Origin of the sequence: Pseudoalteromonas sp. UBA6610 (assembly GCF_002433295.1) — a bacterium.
Taxonomy (GTDB): Bacteria; Pseudomonadota; Gammaproteobacteria; order Enterobacterales; family Alteromonadaceae; genus Pseudoalteromonas; species Pseudoalteromonas atlantica.
In genome coordinates, this window is record NZ_DJHW01000131.1 from 1 (window position 1) to 21,640 (window position 21,640).

Sequence of the window (21,640 nt, forward strand, 5' to 3'; positions counted from 1 at the left end):
GAGCACGATGAGCACGATGAGCATAACAACCTAATCGGTGAGCCAAGTCAAATTACTGCGTTTTTAATGGGATTCGACTCGCCTTTATACACATTGCAAATTAGGCGTAATATCAACCAATACAAAAAAGAGCCACTTCTGGCCATTATGCCCACAGTTACTCTAAAAGAGCTGTGGCAAATGCTCGCCATTGTCGAAAAAGTACTCTTACTGTTTTCAGGCGTTGTTATATTAGTCAGTTTATTGGGCATGTTGACCACACTACTGGCCAATTTAAATCAACGCCGAAGAGAACTTGCTATATTGCGCTCAGTCGGCGCGCGGCCATGGCAGCTATTTACACTAATAAGCATGGAGTCGTTATTTACAACGTTATTAGGCTGCCTAGTTGGCTGTGGTTTGTATTATGGCGTTATGCTTATCAGTAGCAGCTATTTGCAAAGCCATGCAGGCATAAGCGTTAATATTGCCATGCTCTCTTACTATGAACTCACTTTAATAGGCGTTATTATGGCCGCTGGGTTTATAATTGGCTTAATACCAGCTACCCGCGCTTACTTTTATTCGCTTAGCGATGGTATGAGTATAAAAACTTAACTTTAGGAATTTCATGATACTTTTTAAATCCGCGCTTTATTACTGCACGCTAGTAAGCTGCCTACTTATTAGCTTTGTCAGTAGTGCAAACCCGCCGAAAGAAATTTTTTGGGAAGACTTAATCCCACAAGGGCATGTACAAATAGATACCCAAGCACAGGCTAACCACGAAGGCAGTGAACAAAACTGGGTGCAACCAGAGCTAGATGCTCCTGTGGTTGAAGCATTAAATGGCCAATCAGTGAGCTTACCGGGGTTTGTTGTCCCACTTGAGGGCGACAGTGAAGTCATTACTGAGTTTTTGCTTGTGCCATACTTTGGCGCGTGTATTCACGTACCGCCCCCGCCGCCAAATCAAATCGTTCATGTAACAGTAAAAGGCGGCGTACCCATTGAGAGCCTGTATGATGCGATTGTTGTTACCGGCGTTATCAGTACCGAAACCTGGTCTGGTGAAATAGCCCAAGTGGGCTATAAAATGAAAGCCGTCGGTGTGGCACCGTTTGAGCTATAACACGGCTATTTTTGGCAGTGCTTACAAAACACCGTACTGCGCTGCCCTAGCCTAATTTCTTCAAGTGGCGTTTTACACGTTACGCACGCCTCTCCTTTTCGCCCGTACACTAACAACTGCTGTGCAAAATAACCTGGTTTGCCATCACTTTGGGCAAAGTCTTTAAGGGTTGTACCGCCTTGTGTTATTGCCGCTGCTAGAGTGTCTTTAATAATAGGGATCAGGGTTTGATATCGCTTTAACGATACTTTGCCTGCTTCGCGTTTTGGGTGTATTCCCGCCTTAAATAACGACTCATTGGCATAAATATTACCTACGCCCACCACCACCGCGTTATCCATAATAAATTGCTTCACGGGGACTTTTTTATTTCGCGATTGCTCGTATACACGCTTTGCAAAAAAATCATCCGTAAGCGGCTCAGGGCCAAGTTTTGAGAGTAACTTATGAACATCCCCTGGTGCTTGCCATAAACAGCAACCAAACCGGCGAGGGTCGTTTAATCGCAGCGCCTTGTCATTACTAAGAACAAACTCAACATGATCATGCTTTTTAAGCGGCTCGCGTTTATCTACAACGCGCAAATTACCCGACATTCCCAAATGTAAAATAGCACTCCCTAATTCGCAGTGCAGCAATAAATACTTTGCACGGCGCTCAATTCGCTCTACCTTCAACCCTTCTAACTGATAAACATCATCGGGCACAGGCCATCGCATGCTGGCATTATAAATATTTACCTTCGTCACCACCTGGTTTTCTACATGCGGGGTGATCCCCAGTCTACTTACTTCTACCTCTGGTAATTCAGGCATTAATGCAACTCACTTTTTGAAAAATCAACACTTGGAAATAACTGCTTTGAAGTCGCTAAATCAAGCCCCATCACGCGCTGGCTATTTTTTTCCAACAAATAATACTTACCGTTACCCTTGTACAGTAAATAAACCCAAGGTAAGCGCTCACCAGCCAACTCAAAGGTGGCCACGTACAATGGTGAGTTTGGATTAAATACAACAGACTCATTTACCTGCATCAACGCAGCCGTTTGCCAATGGTTAATTAGCTCAGCTAATTGCTGCTGTGACGCATCCCACCTCACGGGCGTATTTTCTTTTAATGCGGTTGTACGCCAACTTGTACCAATACGTTCAATTTTCTGATCAACAAAGCTCAGTGTTAACACAAAACTTTGTAATGGCAGTACCGGTTGTAATGTAGGCTCGTCTTCGCCCCCTAAAAACTGCTTATGCCAGCCATTTAAAAAGAAGATCATAATCAACATCGAAAAAATAATAACGTTGTTCCAACCTTTGCGGCCCAGTCGCATATTTATACACCCAGTAAATTCAAGATTTTAAAGTGTAACTAAAACTTAATTGCACTGTCTATATGTTAAAGGCCACAGACTTTGGTAGAATATCGGCAAATTTAAAGGAGTTCCGTCAATGTCTATGTATGTAGTGGGCCATAAAATCCCAGATTCAGATTCAATTTGTGGTGCAATTGCACTTGCTTATTTAAAAAACCAAATCGATGAGCCAGCAATTCCAACACGCCTTGGTGAAGTGTCACCAGAAACTCAATTTATCCTAGATAAATTTGGCTTCGAAGCACCTGAGCTTAAATTAAGCTACGCTGGCGAAGATGTATATATTGTTGACCACACAGAAAAAACACAAGCACCTGATGATATCGACCAAGCACGTGTTGTTGGCGTAGTCGATCACCATAAACTAGGCGATTTAACGTCATCTACACCGCTTGAGTGTTGGATCCGTCCGGTAGGCTGTTCAAATACCATTATTAAAATGATGTATGACTTCTACAACGTAGAAATCCCTAAAGATATTGCTGGCATCATGCTATGTGCAATTTTAAGCGATACCGTTATTTTTAAATCGCCGACCTGTACAACGGCTGATATTAAGTGTGTAGAAGCACTAGCAGAAATTGCCGGCATTGAAGACTTTAAAGAACTAGGCATGGACATGTTCCGTGTTAAGTCAGCTGTTGAAGACACCCCTGTGCGTGACTTAGTAATGCGTGACTTTAAAGACTTCAACATGAACGGTCACCTAGTGGGCATTGGCCAGCTAGAGGTTATTGACCTTGCAGTGTTTGACGAAATTAAAGCAGACTTAGAAGCCGATATTGCTAAGCTAAAAATTGAAGGCAACCGCCACTCAGTATTTTTGCTGCTTACCGACATCATGAAAGAAGGCTCACAAATGCTGATCGCTTCAGATGATGCAAACCTTGTAGAGCAAGCTTACGGTGAAAAGCCGAGCGAAGATAAAGTATGGCTAGATGGCGTATTAAGCCGTAAAAAGCAAGTAGTGCCACCACTACAAGACGTGTTTGCCAAGCTGTAAGCTGTATACTCAGCAATCAAACATACATTATTAAGCACCGCATTTGTGACAATTGCGGTGCTTTTTTATTGGTAGGCGTGAAGCTTGCTCGCGAAAAAAATAAAATGCGCAAATAGATTTTATATCAACGCGCCAGCAGCAAGGCGCCTATAAATGAATTTAATCACGATGCTAATTTTAGCTGTAGACGTAGAGCTTGCTTACGTTAGAGGCGCAGCTTCTCATGGCTTAACCCCGAGTTTAGCCCCGCAAATTACCTCATACTTTATTCACTGCACTCTTTACAGTTTATATCTTTAATCATTTTAAAATGCTGTTGCTTTAAGCTCAGCGCATCAAAGCTGATAAACGCACTACCTTCAACATGCCCTAGCAGCATATTAAGCGTAAGCTGTGCCTGCATAGAGCCTATAATTCCTAACAGTGGGCTTATTACACCTGCATTACTACAATTTACAGCGGGTGCGGCGTCACTTTTTGCAAAAACACAGCCATAACATGGGCTATTGTTTTGCCTAAAATCAAAGCCCATAAGTTGCCCACGACTTGCAATCGCGGCACCTGCAATTAAAGGCAACTTATGAGTAAAGCAATAACGGTTAACACTGTAACGTGCTGCAAAATTATCAGAGCAATCAAGTACTATGTCGGCATTTTTTAAAAGCTCCCCTGCGTTGTTATCATCGAGCTTTTTACAATGCATCACTATTTCTATTTGATTATTAAGGCTTGTTAATACTTTGCCAGCAGCGGTGACCTTGTTTTGCCCTAAGTGATTAACTTTATAAAGCACTTGGCGCTGCAAGTTAGAAAGCTCAACCGCATCATCATCTATTAAAATAAGTGTACCAATACCTGCCGCGGCTAAATACAAAAGTGCAGGGCTACCTAGCCCGCCAGCTCCCACTACTGCAACGGTGGCTGCTTTAAGTGCTAACTGCCCTTCTAACCCCACTTCTTTTAATAATAAGTGGCGACTATAACGCAGGGTTTCTTTATCACTAAGCTTATTCATTAGGCTGGTTTATAGCACTTTTTAGCGCACTAATTGCTGCAATATAATCATCCGCTTCACTAATCGCTCGTACAACCGCAACACTGCCTACTCCTGTATTTGCAACCTCGCTTGCGCGGGTTAAATCTATGCCGCCAATGGCAACTGTTGGGTAGTTTTGCATTAATGGCACACACTTTTTAAGTTTATCGAGACCTTGAATCTGGCCGCTCATATCTTTGGTTGTGGTTGGGTAAATAGCACCAAATGCCATATAACTTGGTCGGTAGTTGTGCGCACGTAACATTTCGTAAAAACCGTGGGTAGAAAGCCCAAGCCTTAAACCTGCTTCTCTAATCGCTGCTAAATTAGCGGTTTCTAAATCTTCTTGGCCTAAGTGTACGCCGTAGGCACCGTGCTTTATTGCCAACTGCCAATAGTCGTTTATAAATACGTGAGCGCGGTACTTTTTACCCAGCTCTACGGCCTGCTTAATTAACTCATCAAGCTCAAGGTCAGTTTTATTTTTAACGCGAAGTTGCGCAGTAGTAATACCTTGCTGCAAACATTTATCTAGCCAATCTAGGCTATCGACCACAGCATATAGGCCCAACTTTTTGCTCTCACAAGGTGCAAAATCAGCCGCCATATTAAATTCCAGCGGCACATCAAAATCAAGCTCATCACCAAGCCAACTGCCAGGCTCAATTACTTGCGGGTAGTCATCTAACTGTGTAGGAAAAGCAGTATGTGCAACAGGGCCTATTCCTTCTCCGTATCTAACCGACTGCTTTAAGCCCTGATTTATATAAGCTTTAGCTAAAATAAAAGCATCTTTTAGGGGGTAGTCTTTTGCTAAACACGCGGCAATAACCGAGGCCATGCTACAACCTGTACCATGACTATGAGGGCTTTGAATTTTTTTATTACCAAGCCAGTACTCTTCGCCGTTTTGTGTGCAGTAATCTATACAATAACCTGTTGGGTAATCCCAGTGCCCGCCTTTAATAACAACCGCTTTTGCGCCCCAGCTTAATAACTTTTTAGCAGCGTCTTTCACGGCGCTTGGGCCAATTAAATACACCCCTGTTAGCAATTGCGTTTCGTGCGTGTTAGGTGTTATTACGTCCACCAGCGGCATTAAGCACTCTTTAATGGCACTTACGGTATCTTCCTCTGTTAATACGTCACCACTTGAAGCAATTGCAACGGGGTCGTAAACAATCACAGGCGGTACAGGCCATTTAGCTTTATAATGCGCTATATGCTCGCTTATTAATTGAATTTGCTGCACATTAGCCAGCATGCCAATTTTAATTACTTTGGCTTTCATATCGCTTTCGAGTGCGAGTAATTGCGATTCAATAATATCGGTAGATACCGCGTTAATGGCCTCTACACCTAAGCTATTTTGCGCCGTAAGCGCGGTAATTGCAGTACAACCATGCACGCCAAAACTTTGCATTGCTTTTATATCGGCTTGAATGCCTGCGCCACCACCTGAGTCTGAGCCTGCAATTGTCCACACTAAATTATTCATACTCTTTATTTCCTTACTGCTGATGCCAAAACGGCATACCCATTGTAGGGGTTGAGGGGGCTGCTAAGTCTTTTTCAGGCATTGCTTTGGCATTATACGCAAAGCGCCCTGCCTCTACCGCGGCTTTAAATGCACGGCTCATCGTAATTGGGCAGCCAGCCCCTGCTATCGCTGAATTTAATAATACCGCATCATACCCTAATTCAAGCGCTTGGCAGGCATGCGAAGGCAAACCAAGCCCTGCATCTACAATTAATGTTGTGTTTGGTAAGCGCTCACGAATTGTTTTTAAATTATAACTATTTAAAAGCCCCTTACCGGTGCCAATAGGCGCGCCCCAAGGCATAAGCACCTCACACCCTAGCTCGTTTAAACGCTGGCAAAGCACTAAATCATCGGTGCAGTAGGGTAATACTTTAAAGCCATCATCAATTAATATTTTTGTGGCTTCTAACAATGCGAATGGGTCGGGTTGTAAGTTGTAATCATCACCTATTAGTTCAAGCTTAATCCAATCGGTTGCAAATACTTCACGGCACATTTTAGCAAGTGTTACGGCTTCTTTTACACTGTGGCACCCTGCGGTATTAGGCAGTATTTTAAGGCCAGTGTTTTTTATAAGCTGCCAAAAGTCATCCCCTGCGGCAGCGCTTTGCTGGCGCCTTAATGACACCGTTACTATTTGCGCGCCAGAGGCTTTTATAGACTCTTCCATCACCGCTGGAGAGGGGTAAAGCGCCGAGCCTATTAATAAACGGCTATTTAGCTGCTCGCCATAAATAGTTAAGCAATCGTTACCTTGCATAATGCTACCCACCTTGAATAGGCGATAACAATTCAATGCTATCCCCTTCGTTAATTGCAGTGCTGGCATGCAAACTTTGTGGAATAAATTCGCCATTTAGTGCCACCGCGAATGGAGGCTTTGCACCAAAATTTTGTAACACATCAACAAGCATTGCGCTTTTAATAGTTAGCAGCTCACCATTAATTGTTATAGTCATTTATTACTCACCCTATTTGAGATAACGCATCAGCCACTAAGGTGGGCCCTAACATATAGCCATGACGATATAAGCCATTAATGCTAATTACGTTACCTGTTTTTAAAACCGCAGGGCGGTTATCGCTAAATGCGGGGCGTAACCCGCTTTGAATATTTAACAGCCGCGCTTCGGCAAACCCGCTGTGCACAGTGTAGGCCGCCGAAAGTAGTTCAAGCGTAGAGCGCACCGTTGCAGGGCCGCTATCATCAGACTCTATTTCAGTTGCACCAATTACATACTCATTATTAGGTTTTGGCGCTATATAAATTGGGTAGCGCGGGTGCATTAAACGCACAGGCCGCGTTAAATTAACCTCAGGTGCATGTAATCTAGCCACTTCACCGCGTACGCCTCTAAGGGGGTTATCGCCTTTAGCACCTAAGCCACGACAGTCAATAATGTAATCAAACGCGCGGTTATTCACCTCGCCGTTTTGGATGCTAACGCGTTGGTTAAAAACAAACTTAACCTTACGTTTATTAAGCATGGTAAAGCTTGCTTTATAAAAGGCCTGGTTATCTATTTGCCCTTCGCAGGGTAAAAACATACCTTGGTTAAAACGATTAGCTAATTCGGGCTCTAACTGTGTTATTTGCTGAGCATTTAACGCCTGCGCGCTGTGCCCTGCTATAGGCTTAATACGCTGACTAAAGCTTTGTAAGTCACCTTTATCTTGCTGGTGCGCCACGACCAGCGTGCCTTTTTGCTGATAAAAAACCTCGCCTTCAAGCTCGCTCACTATCTCTGGCCAGCGCTTGAGAGAATTTAGCCCCATGATGGCTAAATCTGTTTCACACAATACCGACTCAGCAAGCGGAGCAAGCATTGCCGCAGCCACTTTACCGGCACTATTTTGTGTGTGTTCGTCACTGGCTTCAAACACGGTTACATGATGCGACTTACTAAGCTCGAGGGCAGCTAAGCGCCCAGCTAAACCAAACCCCACAACAGCAATGTTGTAAAACATAAAACCTCCTTTTAATAACAGGCTAGCAACTGTAAGCCGCTAACCTGTTACTGGCTTATATTGCTTTGTGGTAAATTTCTGAGCCCGTTTGTTTAAACTCTTCCGATTTCGCTTTCATTTGCGCTTCTACATCAACCATTTTGATCTCAATTGCATCACCAACATTGTTAGGATCGATTCCGCGTGATTCGAGATCTTTGGCGTAATCGCGTACCTCTTGGGTAATTTTCATTGAGCAAAATTTAGGGCCGCACATAGAGCAAAAGTGCGCTACTTTGCCAGACTCTTGCGGTAGGGTTTCGTCGTGATATTCACGGGCACGTTCTGGGTCTAAACCAATGTTAAATTGGTCGTGCCATCTAAATTCAAAGCGCGCTTTTGATAATGCATTATCGCGCTCTTGCGCGCCGGGGTGGCCTTTGGCTAAGTCGGCCGCATGTGCTGCAATTTTGTAGGTAATTAGGCCCTCTTTTACATCTTCTTTATTGGGCAAACCTAAATGCTCTTTTGGTGTTACATAACACAGCATGGCACAGCCGTACCACGCTATTTGTGCAGCGCCTATACCCGATGTTATATGGTCGTACCCTGGTGCTATATCGGTCGTTAATGGGCCTAATGTGTAAAAAGGCGCTTCGCCGCAATGCTCTAATTGCTCATCCATATTGGCTTTAATCATATGCATTGGCACATGGCCTGGGCCTTCAATAAATACTTGTACATCGTGTTTCCACGCAATTTTTGTAAGCTCCCCTAACGTACGTAGCTCACTAAATTGCGCTTCGTCGTTGGCATCGGCAATCGAACCTGGACGAAGGCCATCTCCGAGCGAAAAACACACATCGTATTGTTTTAAAATTTCGCAAATATCTTCAAAGTGCGTATATAAAAAGTTTTCTTTATGGTGCGCTAAACACCACTTAGCCATAATTGAGCCACCCCGCGATACAATACCGGTTACACGCTTTGCCGTCATTGGCACGTAACGCAGTAATACGCCGGCATGAATAGTAAAGTAATCAACGCCCTGCTCGGCTTGTTCAATTAACGTATCGCGAAATATCTCCCACGTTAAATCCTCGGCCACTCCGTTTACTTTTTCTAGCGCCTGATAAATTGGTACCGTGCCAATGGGCACAGGCGAGTTGCGTACTACCCATTCACGGGTTTCGTGAATGTAACGCCCAGTTGATAAATCCATTACGGTATCGGCACCCCAGCGGGTAGACCACACCATTTTTTCTACTTCTTCTTCGATTGATGAGCTTACCGATGAATTACCAATATTCGCGTTAACTTTAACTAAAAAGTGACGGCCAACTATCATGGGCTCGGTTTCGGGGTGGTTAATATTATTTGGTAAAATAGCGCGACCGCGGGCTATTTCGTCGCGTACAAATTCAGGGGTAATAAAATCGGGAATACTCGCCCCAAACGACTCGCCTTTATGCTGTGCTGCTAGTAGCTCTTCTCTAATTTGTGCACGACCCATGTTTTCGCGTATGGCTACGTATTCCATTTCAGGGGTAATAATGCCTTGGCGAGCATAATGCATTTGCGTCACGTTTTTGCCCGCTTTACCACGGCGAATTTTAGGTAAATGATCAAAGCGAATATGATCAAGGCCGTCATCGGCCATACGTTGCTGAGCAAATTGCGAAGTGACTGAGTCGAGCACTTCGGTGTCGTTGCGCTCTTTTATCCACTGCTCACGAAATTTAGGTAATCCCTTACGTACGTCTAGCTCAAAGTTAGGGTCGGTATACGGGCCTGATGTATCGTAAACACGCAGTGGATCGTTTGGCTCATACACAGGGTTTTGCTCATCGCCACCAATAAACGTATCGCTTAATGTAATTTCGCGCATACCCACGCGTACACCACTTTGGCTGCCCTCAACATACACTTTTTGTGAGCTTGGAAATGGCTGACCCGTTAAATTATAAATGTAATCTGACGCAGCAGCGCGCGTTTCTCGACGTGTAGACTTATTTGTAGTGTTTGACATGACTTACCTCATTGCTAAAGGGTTGTCTTGTCAGATATTCCATAAGGAATAGAGAAAGATCGTAAAGCAGTGGTTACGCTGCTTTGCGGCCTAAAATGGCTAGTTATTTTGTTGTGCGCATAAAAAAAGACGCACAAGCGTCCCACTTTAGGCAGCTTGTTCCCTACGCAGGTTTTAACCTGATCAGGTTCACGGATCCCGCTTTCGCGATCTCAGCCTTAATTATTTAAGGCACTCCGACAAGTAAAATTATGTTCGTTGATTTGCTATTTTGATCAAATCAGCGTTGAGTGTACGCCAGTTAAAAATTGCCTGCAAGGGGCAGTTTTAAATACTCATGCCACTACTTTGCAATAAATAAAAAAGTTTGATCGCCCTGCATAACTAACTGTGAGCCTTGCATGGTAAGCGTTGCACCTTCTCGTAGCGCTTGTAAAAACTGCTGCTCTAGCTCATCAACGTCTGCTCCGCACGACTTACGCGTCATGCCAAGTTTATTAACGCTAATACTGCTGTCTTTAAGCTCGCCTTCACCAAAAAACTTATTACATCCTGCAAACCCGTTTACTTGCAACGCTTCAATAAAGCTCATTGATGCACTGTAAGAAGCCGGCACAGCTAAACCATCAACCTTTGATAGTTGCCATTGTGTGTACTTTAGCTGCTCAGTGGTCACCGTCCCTGTGGCTGTACAACCAATACATAAACCGATTAAAAGCATCGGTAGTGCTGCTAATTTCATGCTATTTCTAACTAAATATTTAATTACCGTAATAGTAACAATTTTTATGCGGTTTATCCGTTAAAAATGCATGTTTTAAATGTAAATTTTTGTTCTATGATAGTTTAGAGAGTGTTGAACTTTGCAGATTAAAACGTGTTCACATTATGGGCGCTTTAATCGCTTTGCTTTATTTGTAACTTAGTAGGCTCGATAACAGCACCTACGCTACCCGCTATTTACGATAAACAATCCCACTGCCTAGGCGCTGCTTTAAAACAAACTAGGTTAAATTTAATCCCAAAGGTCACAGCCCCTAAAAATTATACCCGCTAATACTGGGTGTAATTTTTAAATAAATTATCTATTTCGGGAGGTAAAAAAGGGCGGCTTTTTTCATTAACCGAGGTGCCTATAACCTTGGCTTGTAGCATTACTTTGTTGTCGTGTTTACGCACTAAGGTTTGCTTAAACGCAAACTTTATACGGCTTATACGTTCAGGTTCAACTGCTATATAAAATTCATCATCTGGTACAAGCGAATGTTTATAATCAACCTCACTGCGTATCACCACTAAATTAACTTTTTGCTTTGCTAGTAGTGCAAAATCAACCCCATTTGCAAATAAAAACTCATGGCGAGCATGCTCTAAATAATTAAAGTACACACTGTTATTTACAATTCCTTGTAGGTCACATTCGTAATGGCGCACTTTAAAATCAACTTTAAAGGTCATATTAGTAATCCTGATTATTTAACGTATAATCGCTGCGTTATAACACAAGTATTAAAATAATTGCTACCATACGAGTCCCCAAAATGGAGTTAAGTAACCTAATGAACTTACGTTTGTCTTTAATTACTGCGGCGTTATTACCGCTAATTAGTACACCACTTATAGCAAACGCTGATGACAGCGACCTAGAACGAATTGTTGTTACAGGCGACTTTCAACGTGAAAGCATTCAAACATTAAGCGCTAGCGCTAGCCTATTTAGCAAAGATGAAATTAATCAACGTGGTGCAAGTTACTTAGACGAAATGCTAGGTAGTACAGCCAACGTAAACTTTACATCTGGTGCCTCTCGTGGTCGTTATATTCAAATTCGTGGAGTGGGACTTCGTTCACAATTTGTAGATCCAATTAACCCATCGGTTGGCTTAGTTATTGACGGCATTAACTACTCGGGTTTAGGTGGCAGCTCATTATTATTTGATATAGACCAGGTAGAAATTTACCGCGGCCCACAAGGCACTCGCTTTGGTGCAGACGGCATGGCCGGTATGATCCAAATGGAATCAGCTCAGGCAACTGCCGATCCGAGCTTAAAATTACAAGTGGGTATGGGTACTTATAACTCGCGCGAAGCAGGCCTTGCAGCAAGTACCGGCTTAACCGACGACACAAGTGCCCGCGTAAGCTACTTTCGCAGAAAATCAGATGGCTACGTAGATAACCTATATTTAAACGACGAAACTCAACAACAAGATGAGCAAGTAGCCCGCTTTAAATTAAACAGCCAACTTACTGAGCATTTAAACACAGAGTTAAACCTGCACTACATAGATATAAACAACGGTTACGATGCGTTCACGCTTGATAACAGCCGTAATAGTGTAGCCGACGAGCCTGGCCAAGATAATCAACAAAGCTACGCCATTGGTATTAATAATACCTACACAGGTTTTGATGCCTTTGATGTAAGCTTAAACCTTTCAGCCATTGATACAGAGCTACTTTACAGCTTTGATGAAGACTGGGTATGTAACGATGCAAGCGAGCCACAATTATGTGCAGCTGGCCTACACCCTTGGGGTTATAGCTCAACCGATGTATACACGCGTGATCGCGATGATCAATCGGCTAATTTACAGTTTAATTCTAAAACAGGTAACTGGGTTGCCGGTGTTTACTATCAAAACCGCGACGTAGATTTAGAGCGCGAATACACTTGGCTTGCAAGTCCATTTGCATCAACCTACGAAACGAGTAACGTAGCTGTTTACGGCCAAGTAGCCACACCTATCGGCCCTAAAACCACGCTCATTACCGGTTTACGTGTAGAGCAATACCAAGGTGATTACACCGACAGCAACGGCTTTATTGAAGAGACTGACGACGTAATGGTAGGCGGTAAAATAGCACTTGAATACCAAGTGATTGATCGTACTATGATCTACACCAGCATTACCCGTGGTTATAAAGCTGGCGGTATTAATTCAGAAGCATTAGCCAAAGCTAAAGATGAAGGCTTAAACCTAGATGCTGATTTTTTCCAGCAGCATACAAGCTTTGACCCAGAATACCTTTGGAGCGGCGAGTTTGGCGTTAAGGGTTCATCGCTTGATGATAAATTTACCCTGCGTTTAGCAGCATTTTATATGCACCGCGACAACATACAGCTAAAAGCATGGCAAGTAGAAGGTCAGCAATTTACAGGCTACGTTGATAACGCAAGCTCTGGTAGCAACTACGGGCTAGAAGTTGAAGGTAGTTACCAACTTACCGAAGATTTATTCTTAACAGGTAGTGCGGGTTACTTAAACACAGAAATTGACGACTTTGTAACGCAATCAGGCTTAAATCAAGACGGTCGTGAGCAAGCGCAATCACCTAAATATCAATACGCATTTAGCGCACGTTACAACTTTACTAATGAGCTGTACGGTATGATTGGTGTTGAAGGTAAGGACGATTACTACTTCTCAGATAGCCATAATTCAAAAGCACCCAGCAGCAATTTAGTAAACCTAAGTTTAGGCTACGAAGCCGACATGTGGGCAGTGCGCGCATGGGCACGTAACGTATTTGACGAAGAAGTACCAACCCGCGGCTTTGAGTTTGGTAACGACCCACTTGATGGTTACGCTACACACACCTACGTGCAATTAGGTGAGCCAAGAGTAGCGGGTATAACGTTTACGTTAGAGCTGTAAGCTTTAAGCTGTTAGCTGTTAGCTGTTAGCTGTTAGAAAAAATAAATATTAAGCACCGCGTTTACAATAAACGCGGTGCTTTTTTATTGGTAGGCGTGAAGCTTGCTCACGCAAAAAAGCAAAAGCGTAAATAGATTTTATATTAACGCGCCAGCAAGCAAGGCGCCTACAGGACAAGCATCACGCCCTATCTACATCAAACGCGATGACTTCTTTTATTGTATCTTTAGCGGTGGCTAGCATAACTAACCTGTCTATACCCATAGCAACGCCTGCACATTGCGGTAAGCCGTGCTCAAGAGCGGCGATTAAGCGGGTATCCATAGGCACGTGGTTTAACCCATTGGCGGCGCGATAAGCGTTATCTTCATCAAAGCGTTTTGCCTGCTCTTTAGCATTAGTTAGCTCATTAAAGCCGTTCGCTAATTCCATATTTTTATAATAAAGCTCAAAGCGCCCTGCTACGCGGTTATCATGCTCACAAATTTGTGCCAGTGCCGCTTGCGACGCCGGAAAGTGATACACAAAACACGGTTTAGTTTGCCCAATAGTTGGCTCTACTTTCATACAAAATAACAGTTGCAGCAAGGTATCTTTATTGCTTTCGTTTTCGGCTATATCGGCAAAGCCGTGATCGCTGGCAAGTGTTTGCAATTGCCTAAGCGTAGCTGTTAATGGGTCAAGCGCTAACACTTGCTCAAATGCTTGTTGGTAAGTCAGTCGCTCTGCAGGCTCTACATTTAAAATGAGCTGCATTAGCTCATCCATTTCATCCATTAATGCAAACTCATCAAACCCAGGGCGATACCACTCAAGCATGGTAAATTCGGGGTTATGATGGCGTCCCGCTTCTTCGTTTCTAAATGCCTTACAAAGCTGAAATATGGGCCCTGAGCCTGCTGCTAGCAAACGCTTCATTGCAAATTCAGGCGATGTTTGTAAATAAAGTGGCAAGCCACCCGCGTGGCCTGGGCCTACAAACTGTGTATTAAAACTTGCTAAATGCACATCGGTTACACTGGCACTGCTTAAGCTCGGTGTTTCTACTTCCATTACATTACGCGTATAAAAAAACTCACGAATGGTTCTCAGTATGGCTGCACGTTGCTTAAGGGTGTTTATGCTTGCACTAGGTGCCCAAGGTGTTGCTGACATATTTTCTCCAAAAAAATCCCAGCTTAAGCCGGGATTTTATAAACCGTACTCAAGCTTACTTAACACGGCCTACGTATTCACCGCTACGGGTGTCTACTTTAATTACTTCACCAATTTGTACGAATAATGGAACACGTACTACTGCACCAGTGCTAAGCGTTGCAGGTTTACCGCCTGTGCCCGCTGTATCGCCTTTAAGGCCAGGATCAGTTTCAGTGATCTCAAGCTCAACAAAGTTAGGTGGAGTAACCGCGATTGGGCTACCGTTCCATAATGTAATAGTACATACATCGTTTTCAACTAACCATTTAACGGCATCGCCAAGTGCTTTTTCGTCAGCGGCAATTTGTTCAAATGTTTCGTTGTTCATGAAATGCCAAAACTCACCGTCTGTGTATAGGTACGCTAAGTCGGTATCCATTACATCGGCGCCTTCAACTGATTCACCCGATTTAAAGGTTTTTTCAAGCACCTTACCAGAGATAAGTTTGCGGATACGAACACGGTTAAACGCTTGGCCTTTACCAGGTTTTACCATTTCATTTTCTAAAATACTGCAAGGTTCGCCGTCCATCATAATTTTTAGGCCGCCCTTGAACTCGTTGGTGCTATAATTCGCCATCGTTTCCTCTATTTAATTTTTTTCGAGTAATCTACGTGCCAATGATACAAAGAAATGAAGCAAATTTGCATAAAAACTGGCAAAAAGAATTAGCAAATGTAGTTACCTGCCCAAAAACCTTGCTTGAAATGGTCGGTTTATCGAGCCAAGCCCATGAAAACGACCTAAAAGCCCGCAGTTTATTTCCGGTACGCGTGCCAGTCCCTTTTATAAAAAAAATACGCAAGGGCGATGCAAACGACCCCTTATTGCTACAAGTTATGCCACGCCATCAAGAGTTTTTAACCAAAACAGGTTTTAATAAAGACCCTCTGCTTGAGCAAGACAACGAACAGCCAGGGCTTTTACATAAATATAAATCCCGTGTTTTAATTATGTTTAAAACTGGCTGTGCAGTAAATTGCCGTTACTGCTTTAGACGCCACTTCCCGTATCAAGAAAACCAGCTTAATAAAAAAAGCCTGCTTGATGCGCTGAGCTATATAAAATCAGATGCCAACATAAACGAAGTGATTTTAAGTGGTGGCGACCCACTTATGGCCAAAGACGATGCCATTAGCTGGTTTTTAGATGAGCTTGAACAGTTACCTCAAATTAAACGCATGCGAATACACAGCCGTTTGCCTGTTGTTATACCTGCGCGTATTACCGATGAGCTATGCGCGAGGCTAAAGCAATCACCGCTAAAAATTATATTTATTAACCATATAAATCATGCCAACGAAATAGACGACGAGTTTAAAGCCGCCATGCAAAAGCTAAAGCAAGCAGGCGTAACGTTATTAAACCAGGCGGTTATTTTAAAAGAGGTGAACGACACCGTTGAGGCACAAATAAATTTAAGTGAGGCGTTATTTGATGCCGACGTACTGCCATACTATTTATATTTGCTAGATAAGGTTGAAGGCGCAAGCCACTTTGATATAGAAGAGCCACAGGCAATAAAAATAATGGCAGAACTATTAAAAGCTCTGCCTGGATTTTTAGTGCCTAAATTAGTAAGAGAAATAGGCGGTCAAAAAAGCAAAACACCTATCGACCTTAAGTTAGTTTAAACGTATATATTTACATTGTTACCCAGTGTTGCAGTGACCGACTGAGCCGGTGATTGCGCACTTGTTGGCTGGGCAGCACCTTCAATTAGTGCAAGTGCTGCTGCGCCATCTGCTAATTGCTGCTTTTTAGACAAAGCAGCGGTATATACTTCACCACCTTGGCCAGAGCTAGACATAGCGGGTAGATTTCCACCTGATATATTCATCGTTATAAGCCTTAATCAACCTGACATTTAAATGTATTCCAAGTACTATATCGGCAATGCAGTACAAAGCTTTAGGAAAACCATGGATTCTATAATTGAACAACTCAACGCTAACTTAAAAATTGTTTATCGCCAAGCACTTGATGCCGACAAAAAACTAGATGAACTACAGCAACAAGGCCACGGTAAATTTAAAGCCTTGTTCCCAGCCGATGCCGGATTTAGTTTTGAAGCTAAACGCTTTAAGCCATACGTACTTGATGTAGCAGCCGATGTAGAAAGCTTAAGCACAGATGGTTTTGATGAAGAAAAGCTTAAAACAACGGTTATTAAGCTACAACAGTTACTTACCCTGCTCGCTACGTTTAAGTAATAGCGGTAAGCAAGAATAAATATTAAGCACCGCGTTTGCAATTAACACGATGCTTTTTATTAGTAGGCGTGAAGCTTGCTCACGCAAAATATAAACATAATGTTCCGCCTCTAAAGCGACCCGCCTCTTAACCTTTCAGTGAATAAATAACTTAATATTTTGCACAAAGAGAAGTGAAAGAGGAATAAATGAGAAAACAAGACAAATACTTATTTTAAGCTTATCTTTTCCTCTAAAGCACAGCGTCTCTTAATCTTTTTGTGGATTAATTTTTTAATTTCTTGAAAAAGTGGAGTGCAGAGCTAGTAGCAGCGAGTTTACCTCGCGTCGGATATTTTGCATTAATAAATATACGCAGCATAAATTCCAAATGCACCAGCAAGCAATGCGCCTACAATAAATTTAACCACGGAGCTTGTTTGGGCTGTAGACGTAGCGCTTGCTCACGTTAGAACTGAAGCTTCTCATGGTTTTAAAATATAATAATAACCACTGCTTTTAAACGCCAGCAAGCTGCGCATCTACCAGGTGGTACTTAACACCTCTGTGATTTCAATCTAAGCAGTGAAGCCTACTCACGCAATACTACCTAATCTAAATTTGCTAAAATTTGCTCGCCAAACCATTCGGTTATTAAGCGTTTTTCATAAAAAAACGGCTCGTCGCGACCCATTTTAATTTTATCCATAAAGCCCATGTCTTTAAGCTCTACATCGTCCTCTTCACTCACTACACTCCCTTTATTATCGCTTAGCGAGTAATTGAGCTTAATGCGCGGAAAATAAATAGGTTTTACTACGCGTATTTCATCCATACCGCCATAGCGTACGTCCCCTGCTAAATCGATATCGGTTATTTCTAAATTTAGCTTGTAGTCTTTTGGCAATTGCTCGGCAAGTTTAGAAAAATGTTTTTCGAACTGAGTAGCAATTTGTTTGTGGTACGACGCTTTACCCTGGCTAGAAGCGCGCACATCGCGGTAGTCTTTAAAATCTTGCCACTTAACTACAGATTCTCCAGCGTGTGCAAATGCAGGTAATGTAATACACATTGCCATAGCGATTGTTTTAACTGAATTCATAGCATTCTCCAAAGGGGCAGTACTAATTATTTAGACTGAGCCCAGTAATAGACCATACAAGTTTAACACTAGTTTATTAACCATTACTTAATTAACCTATTTTAATACGCTTTTAAAATAAAGCATGTAAATAGTAAGAATATATGATGAAATTAAGATAATTGAAAAAAGGTATCCACGGAGCATTCATGGCAATTTTAGTAACAGGCGGCGCAGGCTACATAGGCTCACACACCGTTTTAGAACTTTTACAGCAAGGCAGCGAAGTTGTTGTTGTTGATAATTTAAGTAACGCATCAAAAGAGTCGCTTGCACGCGTAAAGCAAATCACAGGCAAAGAAGCCACGTTTTACCAAGGCGACATTCTTGATAAAGGCTTTTTAGATGCCATTTTTACAAGGCACACCATAGAGAGCGTTATTCATTTTGCTGGCTTAAAGTCAGTGGGTGAGTCGGTAGCTAAACCTGTTGAGTACTATCAAACAAACGTACAAGGTACGCTTACACTTGTAGATGCCATGCGTGATGCAGGCGTATTTAAATTAGTATTTAGCTCATCAGCCACAGTTTACGGCGACCCTGCAAGCTTACCAATTAAAGAAGACTTCCCGGTAGGTGGCACAACTAACCCGTACGGCACATCAAAACTGATGGTTGAGATGATGCTGCAAGATATTGCTAAATCAGATGAGCGTTTTGCATTTGCTATTTTACGCTACTTTAACCCAGTGGGCGCACATGAGTCAGGCTTAATTGGCGAAGATCCAAATGGTATTCCTAATAACTTACTGCCTTTTATTGCCCAAGTTGCAGTAGGTAAGTTAAAGCAACTTGCTGTATTTGGTGATGACTACGACACCGTTGATGGCACAGGTGTGCGCGACTATATTCACGTTGTAGATTTAGCGATGGGGCACTTAAAAGCGCTTGATAAAATTGCCAACAATACCGGCGCACTTGTATATAACCTTGGCACAGGCAATGGTTACTCTGTACTGCAAATGGTTAACGCCTTTATAAAAGCCAGCGGCCAAGACGTTCCTTATCAAGTATCGCCTCGTCGCCCTGGCGATATTGCTGCATGTTACGCCGCGCCAGAAAAAGCACTTAATGAGCTAGGCTGGGAAGCGGTGCGTGGAATAGATGCCATGATGGAAGACACATGGCGTTGGCAGTCAAATAACCCTAATGGTTATAAAAGCTAAGTTAAAAAAACTTTATAGATTTTGCCTGTTTCACAAGCAGGCAAATCACCTATAAATAAATTTACTACCGCGCTAATTTTTTAATGGAGACGTAGAGCTTGCTCACGTAGAAGCGAAGCTTCTCATAGCTTTATCAAAGGGGTTTAACACAACGTAAAAGCGCTGCTTTTAATCGCCAGCAAGCTGCGCGCCTACAACACCCACTGCACCTGTGTTATTTCAGTCGTAGGCGTGAAGCTTGCTCACGCACAAAGTTGAAATACCAGTATTTTTATACCAACGCGCAAGCAAAGCACCTATAAATAAACTAAGCGTCAGCGCTAATTACCAATTTTGCATTTCGACAATACGCGACTGCGTTCGCGCATATTCAAAGCTTAACTTTTCCCCCTGATACAAATACTCAACGTGCGCGTGGGCGTTAATAACTAATAACTTGTGGCAATCGTAAAACTCGTCCACCAATGCAATAAAGCGCCGCGCTTCGTCATCTAAATAATGCTCATTTAGGGTTTGTTTTTCGCGTTGATAACTGTCTTCAATACCATGCACTATTACTTTACCTGTTGCGCCTACACCCATTTTTGGCACATTTTCTATATATAAAATATCAAACTGCTTGGCTAAAAACATATAATCGTAAGCGCTACGCGCTCCTGAGCAAAGCGCCATAAAATCGATCATTATTGCATTATCTGCGGTTAATAAACACGGTAAGCTGCGGGAGTGTACCTGTAAAATTTGATTTTCCTTTGCTTGTGGATACTGAGATAAAAACTGCTTTTTAAACTCGCTTATAGGTAAATTAATAAAATAGTGGCGGCTATTTTTACCATACCTAAAGCGATGGTCATCCTGCCCTTCAACACTAATAACATGGCAATAACGGTTAATTAAATCGATTGTGGGTAAAAACCGCGCGCGCTGTAGGCCATTGCGATAAAGCTGCTCAGGTTTTGCGTTAGAAGTTGCCACCAGCACTACCCCACTATCAAACAAGGCATTAAATAACCTTGCCATAATCATTGCATCGCCAATGTCGCTAACAAAAAACTCATCAAAACACAGCACTTTTATATCTTTCGCCCATTGTTTAGCAATTAACGTGAGAGGGTTTTTATGACCTTGCAGCTGGGCAAGTTGCGTGTGTATTTGCGCCATAAAGTGATGGAAATGCAGCCGCTGCTTACGCTCAGTGGGTAAATTTTTATAAAATAAATCCATTAGCATGGATTTACCCCGTCCCACCGGCCCATGCAAATAAACCCCTTTAATTAACGGCACTTTTTTCCACCAAGGTGTTTTTGTGTGTAACTGTATACTCAGGTTATTTAACGCATTTACCGCATTTTGCTGAGCGCTATCAACACACAGTTCACCCGCATCTATTTTTGCTTGGTAAAGCCTTAAAATTTGTGGGCAGTTTACTGACATGGGGTTTCACTATCGGCTATAATCGCCGCCATTGTAGCCGACTAAAAATGTGAACCAAAATGAAATTCCCTTGCCGCTTAGATAAATTTATTAGCCACCTAGCCGAGCTACCACGCTCAAAAGCTCGCGCGGGTATTAAACGCCAAGAAGTGCAAGTAAATGGGGAAGTTGTTAGCGCGTTCGATTTTCAAGTAACCCAGCAAGATGAAGTAACATTTGCTGGTGAGCCTATGGTATTTTTAGGCAAACGCTACTTCATGCTACACAAACCTGTAGGCTACGTGTGTGCCAATGTAGATGAACTACACCCCACCGTATTTGATTTGCTCGATGAGCCAAATATGGCCGACTTTCATGTAGCAGGTCGCCTTGATATAGACACCACCGGCTTAGTACTTATTACTAACGATGGCGATTGGTCGCACCGTATTACCTCACCAAAGCACAACAAATTAAAAACCTACTTAGTAGAAACTCAAGAGCCTATAACCGAAGAAGCATTAGAGCAACTACGCGACGGCGTACAACTTCACAACGAAAAAGATCTCACTCGTCCAGCTAAAGCAGAAGCACTTGCCACCTACAGCTTACGTTTATCAATCAGCGAAGGTAAATACCACCAAGTTAAACGCATGTTAGCCGCGGTAGGTAACAAAGTGGTAGAGCTACACCGCGAGCAAATAGGTAGTATTATACTGGACGAAAACTTAGCAAGTGGAGAGTATAGGGAGTTAAAAGAGGGAGAGGTAAAACTATAGAGCGGTCAGCGGTCAGCTATCAGCTATCTGATCTGACCCCGATAAAGTAGA

The 21,640-nt window shown here is 42.8% G+C and carries 23 protein-coding genes and 1 riboswitch; of the genes, 8 read left to right on the forward strand and 15 right to left on the reverse strand.

Annotation, left to right across the window (positions count from 1 at the left end):
- Positions 1 to 597, forward strand: a 597-nt coding sequence (locus tag B4F91_RS16935) for an ABC transporter permease (RefSeq protein WP_288636087.1), incomplete at its 5' end; no start/stop codon positions are given.
- Between the two features lie 13 nt (positions 598 to 610).
- On the forward strand, positions 611 to 1,111 hold the full coding sequence (locus B4F91_RS16940) for a DUF3299 domain-containing protein (protein ID WP_004589066.1): 501 nt from the start codon (positions 611 to 613) through the stop codon (positions 1,109 to 1,111).
- Between the two features lie 5 nt (positions 1,112 to 1,116).
- Here B4F91_RS16940 and mutM read toward each other — a convergent pair whose 3' ends face one another.
- Both mutM and B4F91_RS16950 read right to left on the reverse strand, forming a co-directional pair.
- The gene (mutM, locus tag B4F91_RS16945; protein WP_024033345.1) at positions 1,117 to 1,926 is read right to left on the reverse strand and encodes a bifunctional DNA-formamidopyrimidine glycosylase/DNA-(apurinic or apyrimidinic site) lyase; all 810 of its coding nucleotides are present in this window, start codon (positions 1,924 to 1,926) and stop codon (positions 1,117 to 1,119) included.
- The gene (locus B4F91_RS16950) at positions 1,926 to 2,441 is read right to left on the reverse strand and encodes a hypothetical protein (RefSeq protein ID WP_286937583.1); all 516 of its coding nucleotides are present in this window, start codon (positions 2,439 to 2,441) and stop codon (positions 1,926 to 1,928) included. The genes mutM and B4F91_RS16950 overlap by 1 nt, the downstream gene beginning before the upstream one ends.
- A 118-nt stretch (positions 2,442 to 2,559) precedes the next feature.
- On the opposite strand from B4F91_RS16950, the gene B4F91_RS16955 reads away from it, so the two are divergent.
- A complete protein-coding gene (locus B4F91_RS16955; protein ID WP_004589063.1) occupies positions 2,560 to 3,486 on the forward strand; it encodes a manganese-dependent inorganic pyrophosphatase in 927 nt (308 codons plus the stop codon).
- Positions 3,487 to 3,751: 265 nt separating this feature from the next.
- Here the strand turns inward: B4F91_RS16955 and B4F91_RS16960 are convergent, their stop codons facing one another.
- The 8 genes from B4F91_RS16960 to B4F91_RS16995 all read right to left on the reverse strand — a co-directional run bounded on the left by B4F91_RS16960 (position 3,752) and on the right by B4F91_RS16995 (position 11,499).
- Positions 3,752 to 4,501 carry a HesA/MoeB/ThiF family protein gene (locus tag B4F91_RS16960; RefSeq protein ID WP_286937582.1) on the reverse strand — a complete coding sequence of 250 codons (750 nt, stop codon included), beginning with the start codon at positions 4,499 to 4,501 and terminating at the stop codon, positions 3,752 to 3,754.
- The gene (gene thiE, locus B4F91_RS16965) at positions 4,494 to 6,020 is read right to left on the reverse strand and encodes a thiamine phosphate synthase (protein ID WP_286937580.1); all 1,527 of its coding nucleotides are present in this window, start codon (positions 6,018 to 6,020) and stop codon (positions 4,494 to 4,496) included. The genes B4F91_RS16960 and thiE overlap by 8 nt, the downstream gene beginning before the upstream one ends.
- A 13-nt stretch (positions 6,021 to 6,033) precedes the next feature.
- Complete coding sequence (locus B4F91_RS16970; protein ID WP_004589052.1) at positions 6,034 to 6,825, reverse strand: thiazole synthase; 792 nt, start codon at positions 6,823 to 6,825, stop codon at positions 6,034 to 6,036.
- A 4-nt stretch (positions 6,826 to 6,829) separates the two neighbouring features.
- Complete coding sequence (gene thiS / locus B4F91_RS16975; protein WP_248463295.1) at positions 6,830 to 7,024, reverse strand: sulfur carrier protein ThiS; 195 nt, start codon at positions 7,022 to 7,024, stop codon at positions 6,830 to 6,832.
- A gap of 7 nt (positions 7,025 to 7,031) precedes the next feature.
- Positions 7,032 to 8,033 (reverse strand): FAD-dependent oxidoreductase, encoded by a 1,002-nt coding sequence (locus B4F91_RS16980; protein WP_286937578.1) that lies wholly within the window; start codon positions 8,031 to 8,033, stop codon positions 7,032 to 7,034.
- Positions 8,034 to 8,088: 55 nt separating this feature from the next.
- Entirely contained in the window at positions 8,089 to 10,041 is a 1,953-nt protein-coding gene (gene thiC, locus B4F91_RS16985; RefSeq protein WP_286937576.1) for a phosphomethylpyrimidine synthase ThiC, read from the reverse strand.
- 143 nt (positions 10,042 to 10,184) lie between these two features.
- Positions 10,185 to 10,290, reverse strand: a riboswitch (TPP riboswitch).
- A gap of 94 nt (positions 10,291 to 10,384) precedes the next feature.
- Complete coding sequence (locus tag B4F91_RS16990) at positions 10,385 to 10,783, reverse strand: META domain-containing protein (RefSeq protein ID WP_004589048.1); 399 nt, start codon at positions 10,781 to 10,783, stop codon at positions 10,385 to 10,387.
- A gap of 311 nt (positions 10,784 to 11,094) precedes the next feature.
- Positions 11,095 to 11,499: an acyl-CoA thioesterase gene (locus tag B4F91_RS16995; protein ID WP_286937573.1), complete on the reverse strand. Its 405-nt coding sequence runs from the start codon at positions 11,497 to 11,499 to the stop codon at positions 11,095 to 11,097.
- A gap of 83 nt (positions 11,500 to 11,582) precedes the next feature.
- Between B4F91_RS16995 and B4F91_RS17000 the strand changes: the two genes are divergently transcribed.
- A complete protein-coding gene (locus B4F91_RS17000; RefSeq protein ID WP_171038594.1) occupies positions 11,583 to 13,700 on the forward strand; it encodes a TonB-dependent receptor in 2,118 nt (705 codons plus the stop codon).
- Between the two features lie 180 nt (positions 13,701 to 13,880).
- Here B4F91_RS17000 and epmA read toward each other — a convergent pair whose 3' ends face one another.
- The gene (epmA, locus tag B4F91_RS17005) at positions 13,881 to 14,855 is read right to left on the reverse strand and encodes an elongation factor P--(R)-beta-lysine ligase (RefSeq protein ID WP_286937569.1); all 975 of its coding nucleotides are present in this window, start codon (positions 14,853 to 14,855) and stop codon (positions 13,881 to 13,883) included.
- A 55-nt stretch (positions 14,856 to 14,910) separates the two neighbouring features.
- Complete coding sequence (gene efp, locus B4F91_RS17010) at positions 14,911 to 15,477, reverse strand: elongation factor P (protein WP_004587956.1); 567 nt, start codon at positions 15,475 to 15,477, stop codon at positions 14,911 to 14,913.
- Positions 15,478 to 15,518: 41 nt separating this feature from the next.
- Here efp and epmB point away from each other — a divergent pair, with 41 nt between their 5' ends.
- On the forward strand, positions 15,519 to 16,532 hold the full coding sequence (epmB, locus tag B4F91_RS17015; protein WP_029773264.1) for an EF-P beta-lysylation protein EpmB: 1,014 nt from the start codon (positions 15,519 to 15,521) through the stop codon (positions 16,530 to 16,532).
- On the opposite strand, the gene B4F91_RS17020 is transcribed toward epmB, so the two are convergent.
- Positions 16,529 to 16,738, reverse strand: a complete 210-nt coding sequence (locus tag B4F91_RS17020; protein WP_024031488.1) for a hypothetical protein — start codon at positions 16,736 to 16,738, stop codon at positions 16,529 to 16,531. The genes epmB and B4F91_RS17020 overlap by 4 nt on opposite strands.
- Positions 16,739 to 16,820: 82 nt before the next feature.
- Here B4F91_RS17020 and B4F91_RS17025 point away from each other — a divergent pair, with 82 nt between their 5' ends.
- Positions 16,821 to 17,111, forward strand: a complete 291-nt coding sequence (locus tag B4F91_RS17025; RefSeq protein WP_004587953.1) for a hypothetical protein — start codon at positions 16,821 to 16,823, stop codon at positions 17,109 to 17,111.
- A gap of 589 nt (positions 17,112 to 17,700) precedes the next feature.
- Here the strand turns inward: B4F91_RS17025 and B4F91_RS17030 are convergent.
- Positions 17,701 to 18,192 (reverse strand): DUF3016 domain-containing protein, encoded by a 492-nt coding sequence (locus B4F91_RS17030; RefSeq protein ID WP_096041145.1) that lies wholly within the window; start codon positions 18,190 to 18,192, stop codon positions 17,701 to 17,703.
- A gap of 188 nt (positions 18,193 to 18,380) precedes the next feature.
- Between B4F91_RS17030 and galE the strand changes: the two genes are divergently transcribed.
- Positions 18,381 to 19,397, forward strand: a complete 1,017-nt coding sequence (gene galE / locus B4F91_RS17035) for a UDP-glucose 4-epimerase GalE (RefSeq protein WP_288636094.1) — start codon at positions 18,381 to 18,383, stop codon at positions 19,395 to 19,397.
- 324 nt (positions 19,398 to 19,721) lie between these two features.
- On the opposite strand, the gene zapE is transcribed toward galE, so the two are convergent.
- Positions 19,722 to 20,831, reverse strand: coding sequence for a cell division protein ZapE (zapE, locus tag B4F91_RS17040; protein WP_286937236.1), 1,110 nt, complete (start codon positions 20,829 to 20,831; stop codon positions 19,722 to 19,724).
- Positions 20,832 to 20,890: 59 nt separating this feature from the next.
- On the opposite strand from zapE, the gene rsuA reads away from it, so the two are divergent.
- Complete coding sequence (gene rsuA, locus B4F91_RS17045) at positions 20,891 to 21,589, forward strand: 16S rRNA pseudouridine(516) synthase RsuA (RefSeq protein WP_286937237.1); 699 nt, start codon at positions 20,891 to 20,893, stop codon at positions 21,587 to 21,589.
- Positions 21,590 to 21,640: the final 51 nt, after the last annotated feature.